This is a genomic window from Mesorhizobium sp. WSM4817 (assembly GCF_055811135.1).
On the sequence record NZ_JBVVQQ010000014.1, the window covers coordinates 98,969 to 114,087 of the forward strand.

18 protein-coding genes and 1 tRNA gene are annotated in these 15,119 nt (G+C 63.1%); 9 read left to right on the plus strand and 10 right to left on the minus strand.

Going from position 1 to position 15,119, the window contains the following annotated elements; all coding sequences use genetic code 11:
• Positions 1-20: 20 nt before the first annotated feature.
• The 4 genes from AC0L2K_RS19915 to AC0L2K_RS19930 all read right to left on the minus strand — a co-directional run bounded on the left by AC0L2K_RS19915 (position 21) and on the right by AC0L2K_RS19930 (position 3,169).
• A complete protein-coding gene (locus AC0L2K_RS19915) occupies positions 21-1,109 on the minus strand; it encodes an ABC transporter ATP-binding protein (RefSeq protein ID WP_473532112.1) in 1,089 nt (362 codons plus the stop codon).
• Between the two features lie 290 nt (positions 1,110-1,399).
• The gene (locus tag AC0L2K_RS19920) at positions 1,400-1,639 is read right to left on the minus strand and encodes a DUF2188 domain-containing protein (protein WP_023798198.1); all 240 of its coding nucleotides are present in this window, start codon (positions 1,637-1,639) and stop codon (positions 1,400-1,402) included.
• 31 nt (positions 1,640-1,670) lie between these two features.
• Entirely contained in the window at positions 1,671-1,964 is a 294-nt protein-coding gene (locus AC0L2K_RS19925) for a DUF982 domain-containing protein (RefSeq protein WP_473532148.1), read from the minus strand.
• A 101-nt stretch (positions 1,965-2,065) separates the two neighbouring features.
• Positions 2,066-3,169: an NADH:flavin oxidoreductase/NADH oxidase gene (locus AC0L2K_RS19930; RefSeq protein WP_473532113.1), complete on the minus strand. Its 1,104-nt coding sequence runs from the start codon at positions 3,167-3,169 to the stop codon at positions 2,066-2,068.
• 240 nt (positions 3,170-3,409) lie between these two features.
• Here AC0L2K_RS19930 and AC0L2K_RS19935 point away from each other — a divergent pair, with 240 nt between their 5' ends.
• Positions 3,410-3,988, plus strand: a complete 579-nt coding sequence (locus AC0L2K_RS19935; RefSeq protein ID WP_023798195.1) for an NUDIX domain-containing protein — start codon at positions 3,410-3,412, stop codon at positions 3,986-3,988.
• Between the two features lie 111 nt (positions 3,989-4,099).
• On the opposite strand, the gene AC0L2K_RS19940 is transcribed toward AC0L2K_RS19935, so the two are convergent.
• Positions 4,100-4,188, minus strand: a tRNA-Leu gene (locus tag AC0L2K_RS19940).
• 646 nt (positions 4,189-4,834) lie between these two features.
• Between AC0L2K_RS19940 and AC0L2K_RS19945 the strand changes: the two genes are divergently transcribed.
• The 3 genes from AC0L2K_RS19945 (at position 4,835) to ade (ending at position 7,307) form a co-directional block, all read left to right on the plus strand.
• The gene (locus tag AC0L2K_RS19945; RefSeq protein WP_473532114.1) at positions 4,835-5,044 is read left to right on the plus strand and encodes a hypothetical protein; all 210 of its coding nucleotides are present in this window, start codon (positions 4,835-4,837) and stop codon (positions 5,042-5,044) included.
• A gap of 52 nt (positions 5,045-5,096) precedes the next feature.
• A complete protein-coding gene (locus AC0L2K_RS19950; protein ID WP_473532115.1) occupies positions 5,097-5,276 on the plus strand; it encodes a hypothetical protein in 180 nt (59 codons plus the stop codon).
• 219 nt (positions 5,277-5,495) lie between these two features.
• Positions 5,496-7,307 (plus strand): adenine deaminase, encoded by a 1,812-nt coding sequence (gene ade / locus AC0L2K_RS19955; protein WP_473532116.1) that lies wholly within the window; start codon positions 5,496-5,498, stop codon positions 7,305-7,307.
• A gap of 27 nt (positions 7,308-7,334) precedes the next feature.
• On the opposite strand, the gene AC0L2K_RS19960 is transcribed toward ade, so the two are convergent.
• The 3 genes from AC0L2K_RS19960 to AC0L2K_RS19970 all read right to left on the minus strand — a co-directional run bounded on the left by AC0L2K_RS19960 (position 7,335) and on the right by AC0L2K_RS19970 (position 9,946).
• Positions 7,335-8,495: an alpha/beta hydrolase gene (locus tag AC0L2K_RS19960; RefSeq protein WP_287342223.1), complete on the minus strand. Its 1,161-nt coding sequence runs from the start codon at positions 8,493-8,495 to the stop codon at positions 7,335-7,337.
• A 1-nt stretch (position 8,496) separates the two neighbouring features.
• The gene (locus tag AC0L2K_RS19965; protein ID WP_023798191.1) at positions 8,497-9,564 is read right to left on the minus strand and encodes an alpha/beta hydrolase; all 1,068 of its coding nucleotides are present in this window, start codon (positions 9,562-9,564) and stop codon (positions 8,497-8,499) included.
• Positions 9,565-9,823: 259 nt separating this feature from the next.
• Positions 9,824-9,946, minus strand: coding sequence for a hypothetical protein (locus AC0L2K_RS19970; protein WP_473532117.1), 123 nt, complete (start codon positions 9,944-9,946; stop codon positions 9,824-9,826).
• Between the two features lie 89 nt (positions 9,947-10,035).
• On the opposite strand from AC0L2K_RS19970, the gene ilvA reads away from it, so the two are divergent.
• Together ilvA and AC0L2K_RS19980 are read left to right on the plus strand one after the other, a co-directional pair.
• On the plus strand, positions 10,036-11,292 hold the full coding sequence (gene ilvA / locus AC0L2K_RS19975) for a threonine ammonia-lyase IlvA (protein WP_027156051.1): 1,257 nt from the start codon (positions 10,036-10,038) through the stop codon (positions 11,290-11,292).
• Positions 11,289-11,849, plus strand: coding sequence for a DUF1697 domain-containing protein (locus tag AC0L2K_RS19980; RefSeq protein WP_287228988.1), 561 nt, complete (start codon positions 11,289-11,291; stop codon positions 11,847-11,849). The genes ilvA and AC0L2K_RS19980 overlap by 4 nt, the downstream gene beginning before the upstream one ends.
• A gap of 4 nt (positions 11,850-11,853) precedes the next feature.
• Here AC0L2K_RS19980 and AC0L2K_RS19985 read toward each other — a convergent pair whose 3' ends face one another.
• Together AC0L2K_RS19985 and gloA are read right to left on the minus strand one after the other, a co-directional pair.
• The gene (locus tag AC0L2K_RS19985; RefSeq protein ID WP_287228990.1) at positions 11,854-12,147 is read right to left on the minus strand and encodes a DUF2218 domain-containing protein; all 294 of its coding nucleotides are present in this window, start codon (positions 12,145-12,147) and stop codon (positions 11,854-11,856) included.
• A 27-nt stretch (positions 12,148-12,174) separates the two neighbouring features.
• Complete coding sequence (gloA, locus tag AC0L2K_RS19990; protein WP_236378228.1) at positions 12,175-12,615, minus strand: lactoylglutathione lyase; 441 nt, start codon at positions 12,613-12,615, stop codon at positions 12,175-12,177.
• A gap of 238 nt (positions 12,616-12,853) precedes the next feature.
• Here gloA and AC0L2K_RS19995 point away from each other — a divergent pair, with 238 nt between their 5' ends.
• The 3 genes from AC0L2K_RS19995 (at position 12,854) to AC0L2K_RS20005 (ending at position 15,054) form a co-directional block, all read left to right on the plus strand.
• On the plus strand, positions 12,854-13,429 hold the full coding sequence (locus AC0L2K_RS19995; RefSeq protein WP_329608822.1) for a cold-shock protein: 576 nt from the start codon (positions 12,854-12,856) through the stop codon (positions 13,427-13,429).
• Between the two features lie 324 nt (positions 13,430-13,753).
• Positions 13,754-14,266, plus strand: a complete 513-nt coding sequence (locus tag AC0L2K_RS20000) for a DUF192 domain-containing protein (RefSeq protein WP_128173235.1) — start codon at positions 13,754-13,756, stop codon at positions 14,264-14,266.
• Between the two features lie 20 nt (positions 14,267-14,286).
• Entirely contained in the window at positions 14,287-15,054 is a 768-nt protein-coding gene (locus AC0L2K_RS20005; RefSeq protein WP_287180538.1) for an alpha/beta fold hydrolase, read from the plus strand.
• Positions 15,055-15,119: the final 65 nt, after the last annotated feature.

The following is a 15,119-nucleotide window of genomic DNA, read 5'->3' on the forward strand; positions in this document are numbered from 1 at the left end:
TTGTCCTTGCCTTATGGATCTTACTGCCGGGCGCGCATGTCGAAGCGCTGCCCGGTTTCGCCATGAAAGAGATGGATGAGCCCCGGCTCGGCCGTGAGCCGTACGGTCTCGCCCGGCGTGAAGGCATGGCGCTCGCGGAAATTGGCGACGATCTCGTCGCCGCCGGCCGTCCGGCCGATGAGCTGCACTTCCGACCCGGTCGGCTCGACCACCACGACAGTGACTGGAATGCCGTCGTCCTGGGATAGCTGCAGATGCTCGGGTCGTATCCCCAGCACCACCTGCTCGCCGCTGCCGGTCGACGGTACTGCGGCCAGCGGAAGGCAAATCCCGCCGGAGCCGCGAAAAGACGGTGAGCCGCCATCAGTTGCGATTTCGCCCCTCAGCATGTTCATGGCGGGTGAGCCGATAAAGCTGGCGACAAAAAGGTTGTTGGGCCGGTCGTAGAGTTCCAATGGCGGCCCGATCTGCTCGACGATGCCGTCATGCATGACCACGATCTTGTCGGCCATGGTCATGGCCTCGATCTGGTCGTGGGTGACATAGACCGTCGTGGTTTTCAAGCGCTGGTGCAGTTCCTTGATCTCGGCGCGCATCTGCACCCTGAGCTTGGCGTCGAGATTGGACAGCGGCTCGTCGAACAGGAAGACCGCCGGATCGCGCACGATCGCCCGGCCCATGGCGACGCGCTGGCGCTGGCCGCCGGAAAGCTGCCGGGGATAGCGCTCCAGCAATGGCACCAGCCCCAGGATTTCGGCGGCGCGCTTGACGCTGGCAGCGCTTTCGGCTTTCGCAACACCCTTGAGCATCAGCGAGAACGCCATGTTCTCGGCGACGGTCATGTGCGGGTAGAGCGCGTAGTTCTGGAACACCATGGCGACGTCGCGTTCTTTTGGCGCAACGTTGTTGACGACGCGCTCGCCAATCGCGATCTGGCCGCGCGAGATCTTTTCCAGGCCGGCGATCATCCTGAGAAGGGTCGATTTTCCGCAGCCCGACGGCCCGACCAGCGTGACGAACTCGCCATCCTCTATATCGACGCTGACACCGTGGAGAATCTCGACGGTTCCGAATGATTTGTAGACATCGCCAATCGCGACAGACGCCATCGATTTCCTCCCGAATGCTTCCTGCGACGTCTTCGAAGGAAACCGCTTTCCTGACTGGCCGCGGCAGTTCCCAAAGCTCCTCCCTGGTCACGCGCGATGATGAAACGGTAGCGCTACCAGACTGCCCTGTAAAGCCGCTGCGTGGCAAGCGCCCTTCTTCGTCGCGCCTGATCGTGAGCGTTCCCAGCGGGACTGAAATTCGCCATGGCCGGGATCATAGCAAGAGCATGGCTTGTCTAGCCCCAGCTCTTGAAACCGGAGGTGCGAGAGCCATCAGTAACGACACCAGCCTAATCGGAAACTTCGGTTTGCGGGCGGTCGCGGCCGTCGGCGAGCTCGTCGTGCCATTTGCCTTCGGCGTCCTCGTACTGGATGCCGTCGGTGGTGCCGGCGACCTGCTGTTCGGCCGAAGCGATCTCGGCGGCGCGCAGCGCGTCCTCGTGAGTAGGAAACGTCTCCGAAAATGTCTCGCCGACCTTATAGGCCCAGCCCCCGTCATGCTCGACGATCTTGTAGGTCAGCTTGGCCATGAAATCCTCCAGTGGAAAAAGCTCGGGTTGCTCAATGCGGTTTGCGGTCGGGCAGTTTGCCTTCGGGCAATCTCTCTTCGGGAACCAGCACGTCCGATTCCACGGCGGCCTCTACCAATGCCCGGCGCGCATCCGCTGTCGAACGATAACCTTCCAGCACTTTTAGGCAAGTGTCGAGAGCATCGCGATGCCGAGGGCCACGATTGAGCGGCCAGACGGTCATCAGGCACTCCGCAGCTTCCTGGGTGCTGCGGATCTCACGGTATTTGCCGACACGGCCAAGTTCGACCACGACCGGCTTTTCAAAAGGCTTGCTGTCCATCATCGCCGCCAACGCGGAGCCGCTGATTTGGTTGCACGCCCCTCGGCGTGCGCAAATGTCTCGGGGTAACGGTCGTTGCGGCGGCGGCCCTGCAATCGGGCCGGTCAGCCGGCCGCCTTCATCCAGTGCTGCATCGTCGTCACCGAGCGGGCAAGCTGCGGCGCCGGCTGGATTTTTTCGCCGAAGGTGGCCGCGGCGCGCCACGCCCACCGCGGATCGGCGAGGAAGGCGCGGGCCAGGGCCACCATGTCGGCACGGCCCTCGGCGACGATCGCCTCGGCCTGCTTCGGATCGTCGATCAGGCCGACGGCCCTTGTCGGGATTCCGGCGCCGTTGCGAACGGCCTCCGCCAGGTGCACTTGGTAGCCGCGACCTGCCGGCAGCTTCTGCAGGGGCGAATTGCCGCCGCTCGAGCAGCATTGATAGGCGACGCCCGTTGCCTTCAGCGCCTTGGCCACTTCGATTGCGTCGTCGACGTCGAAGCCGCCATCGACCCATTCCTTGACCGACAGACGCGCCCCGAGCATCAGCCCGGGCACTGCCTTTCTCACTGCCTTGGCGATCTCGACGACAAAACGCATGCGGTTTTCCAGCGAGCCGCCCCAGCGGTCGGTGCGCTGGTTGGAAAGCGGCGACAGGAACTGGAAGATCAGATAGCCGTGCGCGGCGTGCAATTCGATGAAATCGAAGCCGGCACGTTCGGCCCGCCTTGCCGCCTCGGCGAAGCGTTCGATGATCTGCAGGATCTCCTCATCCTCCAGCGCCCTCGGCACCTGCCAGCCCGTGTCGTAGGCGATTGCCGAGGCCGACACGATCGGCCAAGGGTCCTGATCGGCGTTCAGCGGCCCGCCGCCTTCCCAAGGTTTCTGGTTGGAGGCCTTGCGGCCGGCATGGGCAAGCTGCGTGCCGAACCTGGTGCCGGGAGCAGCGACGCGCTTGGCCGCATCCAGCGCGCGCCGGGCGGCCGCCTCGTTGTCGTCGGAATAAAGGCCGAGGCAGCCATGCGAGATGCGGCCGCGCCGCTCGACGTCGGTCATCTCGACGGTGACCATGCCGGCGCCGGACATCGCCAGGTTCATCCAGTGGTACAGGTGCCAGTCGCTGGCCGAGCCGTCTTCGGCGGAATACTGGCACATCGGCGCCACCGCAATGCGGTTGGGAAAGGTCAGGCCGTCAAGCGTGATCGGCTGGAAAAGAGAAGGGGTCATCAGGAAACTCCGGGGAGGGGCTGTCGCTATTTAGGCAATGGATTGCGCCCGCGCCATACACGAGGCGGTGAAGCGCCAGCCGGGCACTTCAAACGCTCCGCAGCAGGCGCCGTCGGCCAAGCTGCCGATCTCCCCCCGTGTGGGGGAGATCGGACGGCACGCCGGCCTTCGCCAATCTCAAGGCAGGATTGCGCAAAGGCTGGATCACCGCTACGCCTCGCCGGCAACACGGAGTTCACCATGGAAGACCGCATTCGCATCCGTTCGGAGGAAGTCCTTTCCGATGACTGGGCCGTCCTGAAAAAGACCGTCCTCGACTATCGCCGGCGCGACGGGCAATGGGAGACGCAGACCCGCCAGACTTACGATCGCGGCGACGGCGCGGTGATCCTGCCTTACGACCCCGAGCGCTCGACGGTTCTGCTCGTGCGGCAGTTCCGCTACGCGGCCTACGCCACCGGCCACCGCGAGCCGCTGATCGAGGCCTGCGCCGGCCTGCTCGATGAACACGATCCCGAAACCTGCATCCGCAAGGAGGCGGAAGAGGAACTCGGCTATAGGCTGAAGGACGTCGAACGGCTGTTTTCGCCCTTCATGAGCCCCGGCAGCGTGACCGAACGGCTCTGGTTTTTCGTCGCCCGCTATTCGCCGACCGACCGCATCTCCGACGGCGGCGGCGCGCCGGACGAAGGCGAAGACATCGAGGTCCTGGAAATGCCGCTCGACGAGGCGCTGGCCGGCATCCACGACGGCAGCATCATCGACGCCAAGACCATCATCCTGATCCAGCATCTGAAGCTGAACCCGATCCGGGTGTGATCCAAGCCGGAACCTGCATGCGCCAGCGCGGTGGCGCCGGCGTTGCTGGTGCGGACGACGGGAATCGAACCCGTACGATCAGAGATCGAGGGATTTAAGTCCGATGTGAGGTGGTGCGAGCGACGGGGATCGAACCCGTAAGCCATTGTAGTGGCGGCAGATTTTAAGTCTGCTGAGTTTACCAGTTTCTCCACGCTCGCTGGCACAGTTGGCCCTGTTTGGCACAGCCGTGGCACTGTGTCACGAAGGTTTCTCAGCAGGATTGGCACGGGCAAACTTGGTGCGCTGCTGCGGTGCAGAACCTTTTGATGGCGGAGCGAGGCGCCCCCCTCTGTCCTGCCGGACATCTCCCCCACTTGGGGGGGAGATCGGCAGCTTCGCGGACAGCGTCCTTTTTTGCCAGGTTGGTGTTGGCGAAATCAGTGATGAAGGCCGATCTCCCCCCTCGTGGGGGAGATGTCCGGCAGGACAGAGGGGGGCGCGAAGGATCGCTACGGAGCGCTTTTTCTGAGCCGCTGCGATCTTCGGCTGATGTCACGGAATGGATCCCAGGGTCTGCGCCGCGTCGCTTCGCTCCTTGCTTGCCCTAGGATGACGAAGGCGCGGGAGCTTACGGCTAATCGCAGACGTTGGAGATTGGCGGCTGCGGGCCGGTCGGCAGCGACTTGGTAAGAAAGCCACCTTGGCGGCAGTCCGTGGCGCAAATCAGCGCCGTGCCGAAATGCACGGCCTAGCTGCCGCGACCTGGCCAGTGGCAATCCCCTTCCGGCGCGGGCATTCAAACAAGATCGCCGGAACCATTTCGGAGCGGCTGAGTTTCGGGCTAAAGCTACTGGAACCCCTGACATGGCAGAGTTTGACGCAGGACAAGGGAAGTCTGTTGCCAACGCGGTACGGCAATTGCTGCGTTCCGAAGACTATCGCCGGCATTTACACGGCGTGCTGAATCTTGCCGTCGACCCACGACTGCCCAGCACCTTTGTCCCATTGCTTGAGGCGCTTGATCAGGCCGGGCGGGAACTGTTTTCGCATTCCCGGAGCCCAAACGAGCGATAACCGAGAAAACGCGCCAATCTTCTCCTGCACCCGCTAATCTCTCCTGCACCCCATGACTCAACGCTACGACACTGAGAAGACACCTGAAGGCACATGGGACATCATCGATGTGTTCACGGGGCAGCCGGTTGTCGAGGTTGGCGTCCCGTTGATCGACATGCCGATCGAAGAGGCCGACGATCTGGTCGAGCTTCTCAACTGCCGCGACAGGGAACAACGGGGCTATACTTGAGCGCCCGTTTTCCTGATCGAAACTCCCGAACAAGCTGATTTGCCGCAACCGGACTCGTCTTCCGGTTGAGGCATTTTGTCGTGGATGGCGCCTCGCAGCTCCGCCGAGGGCGCCTCCTGCATCGAGAGGGAAGACCGCGTAGCCGCACACGACCCACAAGTTCCCCGCTGGTCAAAATCCGCGCGGCTTGGCACAGTCGGGAAAACAGGAGTCCTCCTCATGGCGAAGACCGCGCGCGCGACGAAACCAAAACCCTGGGCCGAGGCGGCGACGCATCTGGTCGACGTCGCCATGGGCAGGAGGCCCGCCGATCTCGTCATCCGCAACGGGCGCTGGGTCAACGTGCATTCCGGCGAGATCATCGCCGGCACAGACATTGCCATTGCCGGCGGCCGTTTCGCCTATTGCGGGCCGAATGCCGGCCATGCCATCGGCCAGGGCACCAAGGTGGTCGACGCCGGCGGGCGCTATCTGGTGCCGGGCCTTTGCGACGCGCACATGCATGTCGAGAGCGGCATGGTGACGGTGACGGAGTTTTGCCGCGCCGTCATCCCGCATGGCACCACCTCGATGTTCATCGACCCGCACGAGATCGCCAATGTGCTCGGCCTGCCGGGTGTGCGGCTGATGCATGACGAGGCCGTCGCCATGCCGATCAACGTGCTTGTGCAGATGCCGTCCTGCGTGCCTTCCGCACCTGGGCTGGAGCATGCCGGCGCCGAGCTGACGGTCGCCGATGTCACCGAGGCGATGGGCTGGGAAAACATCATCGGACTTGGCGAGGTGATGAACTTTCCCGGTGTCGCTGCCAACGATCCGGTGATGGCCGGCGAGATCGCCGCGACGGTGAGGGCGGGCAAGACCGTCGGCGGCCATTATGCCTCGCGCGATCTTGGCCTGCCGTTCCACGGCTATGTCGCCGGCGGCCCCGAGGACGATCACGAAGGCACGCGCGCCGAGGACGCCATCGCTCGCGTCCGTCAGGGCATGAAGGCAATGCTAAGGCTGGGCTCGGCATGGTACGACGTCGCCTCGCAGATCAAGGCGGTGACGGAGAGCGGGCTCGATCCGCGCAACTTCATCCTGTGCACCGACGACAGCCATTCCGGGACGCTCGTCCATGAAGGCCATATGGACCGGGTGGTCCGCCACGCCATCAGCCAGGGGGTGAAGCCGGTGACCGCGATCCAGATGGCGACGCTCAACACCGCCCAGCATTTCAGGCTGGAGCGCGAGCTGGGGTCGATCGCGCCGGGGCGGCTCGCCGATCTGCTGATCGTCTCCGATCTGGCCGCAATGACCATCGACGAAGTCTATGGCCGCGGCGTCAGGCTGGCCAAGGGCGGCAAGCTCGACATCGACATTCCGGCATATGACTATCCGAAGACGGCAAAGAACACCGTCAAGCTCGGCAAGAAGCTCAAACCGGGGGATTTCGACATCGTGGCGCCTGTCGGCGCCAACGAAATTCGGGTGCGGGTCATCGGCGTGATCGAGAACCAGGCGCCGACGCGGGCGCTCGAGGCCGATCTTCCGGTGGAGGACGGGCTGGTCGCCATGGACCGTCGCAACGACGTCTGCCAGATCGCGCTGGTCGAGCGCCACCGCGGCACGGGAGGCGTCACCAACGCCTTTGTCTCCGGCTTCGGCTATATGAGCGACTGCGCCATGGCCTCCAGCGTGGCGCATGATGCGCACCACATCATCGTCGTCGGCACCAGCAAGCAGGACATGGCATTGGCGGTCAACCGGCTGGGCGAGGTCGGCGGTGGCGTCGTGCTGTTCTCCAGGGGCAAGGAACTGGCGCTGGTCGAAATGCCGATCGCCGGCCTGATGTCGGACGAGCGCGCCGAAATCGTCGCCGCCAAGGCCGACAAGCTGACCGAGGCAATGCGCAAGATGGGCTGTTCGCTGAACAACGCCTACATGCAGCACTCGCTGCTGGCGCTGGTCGTCATCCCGGAACTGAGGATTTCCGATGTCGGCTTGATCAATGTGACGACGTTCCAGAAGGTCGACCTGTTCGTCTGACAATGACCCAGGGCGTGTCCACGTCTCTCATCCGCCGGTGGCGATGGTCAGCACCTTGAACGGCGTGGTGATGACGATCTCGGCGACGGAGCCGACCGCCTTGCCGATGCCCTGGCCGAGATTGTCGATCGGCCGCGCCGGATCGACCTCGTCTGATGCCAGGCCGGCCGGGGCGCGCAGCCGGTCGCCGAGCAGTTGCACCAGGAACGGGTTGTCGGCGAATTTGGCGTGGTTCAGGCGGTCGCCGCCTTTGGTCTTGCTCAGGTCGACCACCGACACGCCATAGCTGGCGAGGTCGGCCGCGTCGCCATAGTCGCCGACGCGCGGCTTGTCGCCGGAGATCAGCGAGGACAGCCTCAGGGCGCGATCGTCGCCCGAAAGCAGGATGGCGAAAGGCTTGTCGGGCTTGCCGTAACGGATCATCTGCTTCTTGAATACATCGACATCGATGTCGGGCGAGGCCAGGATGACATAGCCGAGCTTGTCGCCGAGATCACGGTCGCCGGTGATGGCAAGCTGGCGCAGCGCCTCCATCGTCACCCAGGTGCCCATCGAATGGGCGATGATGTCGATGCTCTTGGCCTTGGTCTTGGCCAGCATACGCAACGTCTCTTCGAGATCGTCGCGCGCTGCGTTGGCGCTCTCCTTGTCGTAGATATAGCCCGTGGTCTTGCCGCTCGACGCCCATGAGAACAGCACCGGCGTGCCGGAGTATTTGGTGTCGTGCGCGATCTGCGTCAGCCGGTAGATGCCGTCGTCGAAACCGTTGTTGAAGCCGTGCACGAAAACCAGAGCGCGGTCGCCGCGCATGGCGATGTCGGCGCCGACCGCCTTGGCGAATTGCGGGGCGCCTTCGTAGAATTCGACCTCGGTTGCCGTGAAGTCCTTCGCCGGGTTGCTGTTGGCGGAACCCCTGACCCGCTCGATGGCGCCGACCTGATGGGTTTTCGGGACGGTGACTTCGACACTGGCAAAACTGGTGGTCGGTGAACGGTCACCGTCGAACACCTGCCGCGGGTCCTTCGTCGCCTTTTTTCGGGTGGTGGCGACGAAGATCTCATGCGTGGCGGCGATGTCGGAGGCAGGCACCGTCACGGTCGTCGTGTTGAGAAGGTCGTGGGTCTTGCGGCCGGCGCAGCCGGTTACCGCGAGCGCAAACGCTACGACGAGAAAAGTCTTCGAACGCACCTCACTGCCCGAGCAGACTGATGCGGTCGGTCACCTCGCGGTCGCTGGCAAATCCGTCATCCTCGCGCAGCCGCTGGCCGATCATCTTCACCAGCTCGGGGTTGTCGGCAAATTTGGTGTGGTTGAAGCGATCCGATCCCTTGACGCTGGAGAGATCGACGACGCTCACGCCATAGTCGGCGAGGTCGGCCGCGTCCTTGTAATCGCCGACGCGCGGCCGCGAGCCGGCGATCAGGCCGGAGAGCCGCAGCGCCCGGTCGTCGTCGGACAGTAGAAGGATGAATGGCTTGTTCGGCTTGCCGTAGCGGCGCATCTGGCTCTTGAACACGTCGACATCGATGTCGGGCGAGGCCAGCACGACGTCGCCGAGCTTGCCGCTGAGATCGCGGTCGCCATTGATGGCGAGCTGGCGCAGCGCTTCCATGGTAACCCAGGTCCCCAGCGAGTGGGCGACGATGTCGATGCGCCGCGCGCCGGTCTGCGAGAGCATTCTCAGCGTGACTTCCAGTTGGTCGCGGGCAGCACTGGCGCTTTCTCTGTCGTAGACATAGTCCCGGGTCTTGGCGCCCGATGCCCAGGAAAACAGCACCGGCGTGCCCGGGTAGCCGGAATCATGGGCGATCTGGGTGACGCGGTAGACGGCGGCGTCGAAGCCGGTGTTGTAGCCATGGACGAAAAGCATGACGCGGCCGCCGCGCGCGGCAATGTCGGCACTGAGCGCGTTGGAGAATTTCGGCGCGGTGTCGTAGCCGACGACGTCGGAGGCCATGAAATATTTGGCAGGGTCGTTCGACTTGCCGCGTGAGCGCCGCTCGATCTGACCGGCTTCGTGGGTCCCCGGCACGGTGACGTTGACGCGGGCATAGTTCAGCGTGGCCGAGCGCTCGCGGTCGAAAACCTTGCTGGGATCGTCGGAGCGCTTGCGCGTCGTGGCGATGAAGATGCTGTGGTTGCCGGCGATATCGGTCACCGGCGCCGACACCATGGCGCTGCCGAGCAGTTCCTCGGTCTGCCGGCCGCCACAGCCGGCAACGAGCAAGGCAAGGACAAGGATACAAATCTTCTTCAACTCTAGAATTCCACTCCGGCCGAAAGGCTTGATCCAACCTCCGCGACCCCTCCCGGACAGCCGAAGTGCGGCAGAAGTAAGTCGTTTCCTGCCGAAATGCCCTCAGCGGCTTGCGACAGTCATCGCACTGTTGCGCGAAAGCCAAAATGGCGGCAGGCGCCACTATTCAGGGTTGCGCTGCCCCTCATTGCCCTGCCGGGCATTTCTCCCCGTATAGTGACGGGGAGAAAGACGCCTTCGCAAAGGATTTCGCCAATTTCTAGCGTTGCAGGAAGGGTGCGCAGGTTGCGGCCAGCCCCTTCTCCCCGTCCCTATACGGGGAGAAGATGCCGGCAGGCAGATGATGGGCAGTGCCGACATCGACGATTGGCCTTTCCAGCATGAGTTTATCCTAAGCGATTGCCCTGATCAAACACGTACGGCGTGTGCTAGCTTCGCGAACACCACAGACGATCCGGGGTAATTTTTTCGATGACCAGTTTCTCTTCCCGCGTCGCAGTCGCCGCTGCCGCGATCCGCCAGATCTTCCCGGAAACACCGCTGCAGGAAAACGATTATCTGTCGAAGAAGACCGGGGCGCGCGTGCTGCTGAAGCGCGAGGACCTGTCACCGGTGCGCTCCTACAAGATCAGGGGCGCCTTCAATTTCTTCCGCAAGGCGCTCGCCGCCGGCAACGATGCCGAGCTGTTCGTCTGCGCTTCGGCCGGCAACCATGCCCAGGGCTTTGCCTTCGTCTGCCGTCATTTCGGCAAGCGAGGCGTGGTGTTCATGCCGGTGACGACGCCGCAGCAGAAGATCGACAAGACGCGGCTGTTCGGTGGCGAATTCGTCGAGATCAGGCTGGTCGGCGACTTTTTCGACGACTGCTACCGCGCCGCCTCCGAATTCACGGAAAGCGCCGGCGCACACATGGTGCCGCCGTTCGACCACAAGGACATCATCGAGGGGCAGGCGACGGTCGCCTACGAGATATCAGGCCAGATGCCGGGCGCCCGCATGCCAGACATCATCATGCTGCCGGTTGGCGGCGGCGGACTGGCGGCGGGTGTGACGCATTATTTCGCCGACCAGCGCCGCGACACGCGCTTCGTCTTCTGCGAGCCGGCTGGCGCGCCAAGCCTGAGCGAGAGCCTTGCCACCGGCAAGCGTATCAAGCTCGCCAGGGTCGACAATTTCGTCGATGGCGCCGCGGTGGCCGAGATCGGCCGCGAGCCGTTGCGGCATCTCAGGGCGTTTGCCACCGAGGCGGTGCGGCTGATCCCGGAAAACCGGCTCTGCGCGACGATGATCGAGATGCTGAACGTCGAAGGCGTGGTGCTGGAGCCGGCCGGCGCACTGGCGATCGACGCGTTGAAGGATTTTTCGAAGAAGGAAATCAGGGGCAAAACCATCGTCGCGGTGGTTTCGGGCGGCAATTTCGATTTTGAGCGGCTGCCGGACGTGAAGGAAAGGGCGCTGCGCTTCGAGGGGCTAAAAAAGTATTTCATCATCCGCTTTCCGCAGCGGCCGGGCGCGCTGCGCGACTTCCTCGAATTGCTCGGTCCCGACGACGACATTGCCCGCTTCGAATATCTGAAGAAATCGGCGCGCAATTTCGGCTCGGTGCTGATCGGCATCGAAACCAAGGACCGCCGCAATTTCGAGCTGCTCAACGCCAATTTCGAGGCCGAGGGCGTCCAGTATCAGGACATCACCGACAACGAGACGCTGGCCGGGTTCATCATATGAGCGCCCGGGCGAAGATTTTCGTTGCGTTGTTTTCCGGCATCAATGTCGGCGGCAACCGCATCGTCAAGATGGCGGAGTTGCGGTCGTTCTTCGAGGAACTCGGCTTTGGCGACGTCGCCAGCTATGTGCAGAGCGGCAACGTCGTGTTCCGTTCGGCAAAGGGCGATGTGGCCACGCTGACCAAACAGCTGGAAGCGAAATTCGAGAAAAAATGGGGATTTCACTCGCGCGTCATGGTGCGCGATCTCGGCTGGTTCGAGCGGCTGGTGGCGGAAAATCCCTATCCGGAAATCGCCGGCGAGCCGACGAAGCTTCACGCCTATGTGTTGGAGCGCCCGCCGACCGCCGACGAGGTCGCGCGGCTGGCCGAAAAATGCACCGGTCCCGAACGGTTCGAGATCAGGGGCGACGTGCTTTACCTGCACGCACCGGAAGGCCTCGGCAAATCGGTATTTGCCGACCTCATCCCTCGCACGCTGAAAGTGCCCGCCACCGCGCGCAACTGGCGCACGGTGCTGATGCTGCTGGCGATGGCCGGCCGCAATGGCGGAGCGTAGTCGCCTACGCTGCCGAAGCCTTTCTCCAATCGAAGGTCAGCTCTTCGCGGAAAGCGAAGCGTTTGATGTGGTCGGCGACGACCGTCTCCAGGCGCTCCAGCGAGCCGGCTTCGTCAGCGGTCACCGCGATATGCAGCGCTGCCGGGTCGGCATCGAGAACCGTGCGGCCCAGTGAGAGATCGATCGTGCCGTGGTTCGGATCGAACTCGACGGGAAACTTGTGCGCCCAGTGCTTGCAGAGCTGCTGCAGATAGCGGCTCGCATGTTCAGTGACGACATCGGCATGGCTGGTCGGCATGAATGAATTCTTCCCCAATGCGGCCCGTTACCAGCTTCCGGTATTGGGCATCGACGCCCAGGGCTCGGCCTTGGCCTTGGCCGGGCCTTTCTGCAAAAGCTCGATCGAGATGCCGTCCGGCGATTTGACGAAGGCCATGTTGCCGTCGCGCGGCGGCCGGTTGATGGTGACGCCCTTGTCCATCAGATGCTGGCAGGTGGCGTAGATGTCGTCGACCTCGTAGGCGAGGTGGCCGAAATTGCGGCCGCCCTTGTAGTCTTCCGGATCCCAATTGTAGGTGAGCTCGATCAGCGGCGCCTTGTCGGTGATGCCGCTTTGCTCGTCTTCGTCCGCTGCAAGGAAGATCAGCGTGTAGCGCCCCTGTTCGTTTTCGTGGCGGCGCACTTCCTTGAGGCCAAGCTTGTTGCAGTAGAAATCGAGCGAGGCATCGATGTCGGCGACACGGACCATGGTGTGGAGGTAGCGCATGTGGTTTTCCTCGAAATGTTGCTTTGCGGCGGAACATAGGGGCCACCCGGCCAAAGGGCAATTCCCGATAGCCGCTCCTGCCGGCAAACAACAAATCCGGTATTCCCGCAATGAACCGTGAAAAAACGCAGCTCAGGTCTTGCACACACCGGAAACGGAAGTGTTAATCTAACGTCAAGAATCAGTTGCGGTATTCTTGGAAAAAGGGGGCGTTGTTATGGGGGAAAAAGCCTCTTTCATGGGGCGGGACGGAACCGGTCACGACGCCTTGCAAAGAGACGAGAGCGGCGACACGGCCGGTCTTGTCGAGATTGCTGGCGCTATCAAATGGTTTGACGTGGCCAAGGGTTACGGTTTCATTCTTCCCGATGACGGCTCTTCCGGCGATATTCTCCTCCATGTGACATGTCTTCGAAAAGACGGTTTCCAGACCGCCTTGGAAGGTGCGCGCGTCGTCTGCCTTGTCAAGCAAGGTGAGCGCGGATTGCAGGCGTTCCGCGTACTCTCCATGGATCTCACCACCGCGACCCATCCGGCGGAGATGCAGGAGCAGCGCACCCACGTCTCGGTGACGCCGGAAAGCGGCCTCGAACGGGCGCTGGTGAAATGGTTCAACCGCACCAAGGGGTTTGGTTTCCTGACCCGGGGCGAGGGCACCGAGGACATTTTCGTCCACATGGAGACGCTGCGCCGTTACGGTATTACCGAACTCAGGCCGGGGCAGGTCGTGCTGGTCCGCTTCGGGCGCGGCGACAAAGGCCTTATGGCTGCCGAAATTCACCCGGATATGGGGACCTTGCCCGTCTCGCATTAGGGTGCGTTGATATTCAGGCCTTACTCAGATCTTTTCGAACGTTTGCGCTGCCCCTCACCTGCCTGCCGGCATCCTCTCCCCGTATAGTGACGGGGAGAGGGGCGCTGTCATCAATGATTTCGCCAATTTCCGGCCGTTGTAGAAATGTATGCCACCGTTGCGGCCGGCCCCTTCTCCCCGTCACTATACGGGGAGAAGTGCCTGGCAGGGCGATGAGGGGCAGCGCTGAGATCAACAATTGGTGGGTCGCAAGCGCAGGGAACTATATACAGGCTGGAACCACCTGAATTTCAACATACCTAGGACGATGGCCGAGGAGTCTGAATGACTTACAGGAACTGGCTGACAACGGGCGTAGTCTGCGCCGCGATCGCCTTTGTCGTCGCCGCAGGCGCTTTCTTCCATTCGCAGCGACCGGCTTCGGCAGACAGCCGGGCGATGATCCTTGCCGTCGACCCGCAGCCGCTGGTCGCGGTGACGAAAGGCGGCGAACGCTCTTTTTCGATCGAAATCGCCGACACCTCGGCCGAGCGCGAGGCCGGGCTGATGTTTCGCGAGGAGATGGCCGACGATCATGGCATGCTGTTCGTGTTCGAGGAGGCTCGGGATGTCAGCTTCTGGATGAAGAACACGCCGATGCCGCTCGACCTGATCTTTGTCGATCAGGACGGCAGGATCCGGGCGATCAAGCAAGGCGAGCCGCAATCCGAGGCGATGATCTCGCCCGGCGAGCCGGTTCGCTTCGTGCTCGAGCTCAAGGCGGGCACGGCCGCCAGGAGCGGCATCGAGGACGGCGACCTGTTGCGTCACCCGGCAATCGGCACTGCGCACAACTGAACGCGCAGGATCCATCGCAGATGCAGTTTTTCTCCCATGACGGTTTTGACCTTGCCTTCCTCGACCGCCAGCCGGCATCGGGGCAGGGCGATCCGGTGCTCATGATCCACGGCTTTGCCTCGACCCATTACGTCAACTGGGTGTCGCCCGGCTGGTTCAAGGCGCTGAACGATGCCGGCTACCGCGCCATCGCCTTCGACAATCGCGGCCACGGCGCCTCGTCGAAGAGCTATCAGGAGGCCGACTATACGCCGGCAAGAATGGCCTCCGACGGGGCAGCGTTGCTGAACCATCTCGGCATCGAACGCGCCCATGTCATGGGCTACTCGATGGGCGCGCGGATTTCCGCCTTCCTGGCGCTTTCCGATCCGGACAAGGTGGCGACGCTGGTCTTTGGCGGTCTCGGCGTCGGCATGGTCGACGGCGTCGGCGACTGGGATCCGATCGCCGCCGCCCTTCTGGCCGACGATCCAGATAGCACCAGCCATCCACGCGGCCGCTCGTTTCGCGCCTTCGCCGACCAGACCCGCAGCGACCGCCGGGCGCTGGCCGCCTGCATTGCCACCTCGCGGGAATTGCTGGCCGAGGCCGACATTGCGCGCATTGCCCAGCCGACGTTGATTGCCGTCGGCACCAAGGACGATATCGGCGGTGCGCCCGACGAACTGGCCGCCTTGATGCCGAACGCCAGGGCTTTCCATATCGAGGGCCGCGACCACATGCTGGCCGTCGGCGACAAGTCCTTCAAGCAGCGGGTGCTGGAGTTTTATGCCGATAATCCGCTGTGAGTACATCGGTGGTTGAGTTGGGGTGACCCAAGGCCTGAAGGATGCAGCGGCTCAGGATAAAGCCG

Coding starts and splice junctions, on each gene's coding strand:
- AC0L2K_RS19915 (WP_473532112.1), bottom strand. CDS start 1,109: ATGGCGTCTGTCGCGATTGGCGATGTCTACAAATCATTCGGAACCGTC.
- AC0L2K_RS19920 (WP_023798198.1), bottom strand. CDS start 1,639: ATGGCCAAGCTGACCTACAAGATCGTCGAGCATGACGGGGGCTGGGCC.
- AC0L2K_RS19925 (WP_473532148.1), bottom strand. CDS start 1,964: ATGATGGACAGCAAGCCTTTTGAAAAGCCGGTCGTGGTCGAACTTGGC.
- AC0L2K_RS19930 (WP_473532113.1), bottom strand. CDS start 3,169: ATGACCCCTTCTCTTTTCCAGCCGATCACGCTTGACGGCCTGACCTTT.
- AC0L2K_RS19935 (WP_023798195.1), top strand. CDS start 3,410: ATGGAAGACCGCATTCGCATCCGTTCGGAGGAAGTCCTTTCCGATGAC.
- AC0L2K_RS19945 (WP_473532114.1), top strand. CDS start 4,835: ATGGCAGAGTTTGACGCAGGACAAGGGAAGTCTGTTGCCAACGCGGTA.
- AC0L2K_RS19950 (WP_473532115.1), top strand. CDS start 5,097: ATGACTCAACGCTACGACACTGAGAAGACACCTGAAGGCACATGGGAC.
- ade (WP_473532116.1), top strand. CDS start 5,496: ATGGCGAAGACCGCGCGCGCGACGAAACCAAAACCCTGGGCCGAGGCG.
- AC0L2K_RS19970 (WP_473532117.1), bottom strand. CDS start 9,946: ATGCTGGAAAGGCCAATCGTCGATGTCGGCACTGCCCATCATCTGCCT.
- ilvA (WP_027156051.1), top strand. CDS start 10,036: ATGACCAGTTTCTCTTCCCGCGTCGCAGTCGCCGCTGCCGCGATCCGC.
- AC0L2K_RS19980 (WP_287228988.1), top strand. CDS start 11,289: ATGAGCGCCCGGGCGAAGATTTTCGTTGCGTTGTTTTCCGGCATCAAT.
- AC0L2K_RS19985 (WP_287228990.1), bottom strand. CDS start 12,147: ATGCCGACCAGCCATGCCGATGTCGTCACTGAACATGCGAGCCGCTAT.
- gloA (WP_236378228.1), bottom strand. CDS start 12,615: ATGCGCTACCTCCACACCATGGTCCGTGTCGCCGACATCGATGCCTCG.
- AC0L2K_RS19995 (WP_329608822.1), top strand. CDS start 12,854: ATGGGGCGGGACGGAACCGGTCACGACGCCTTGCAAAGAGACGAGAGC.
- AC0L2K_RS20000 (WP_128173235.1), top strand. CDS start 13,754: ATGACTTACAGGAACTGGCTGACAACGGGCGTAGTCTGCGCCGCGATC.
- AC0L2K_RS20005 (WP_287180538.1), top strand. CDS start 14,287: ATGCAGTTTTTCTCCCATGACGGTTTTGACCTTGCCTTCCTCGACCGC.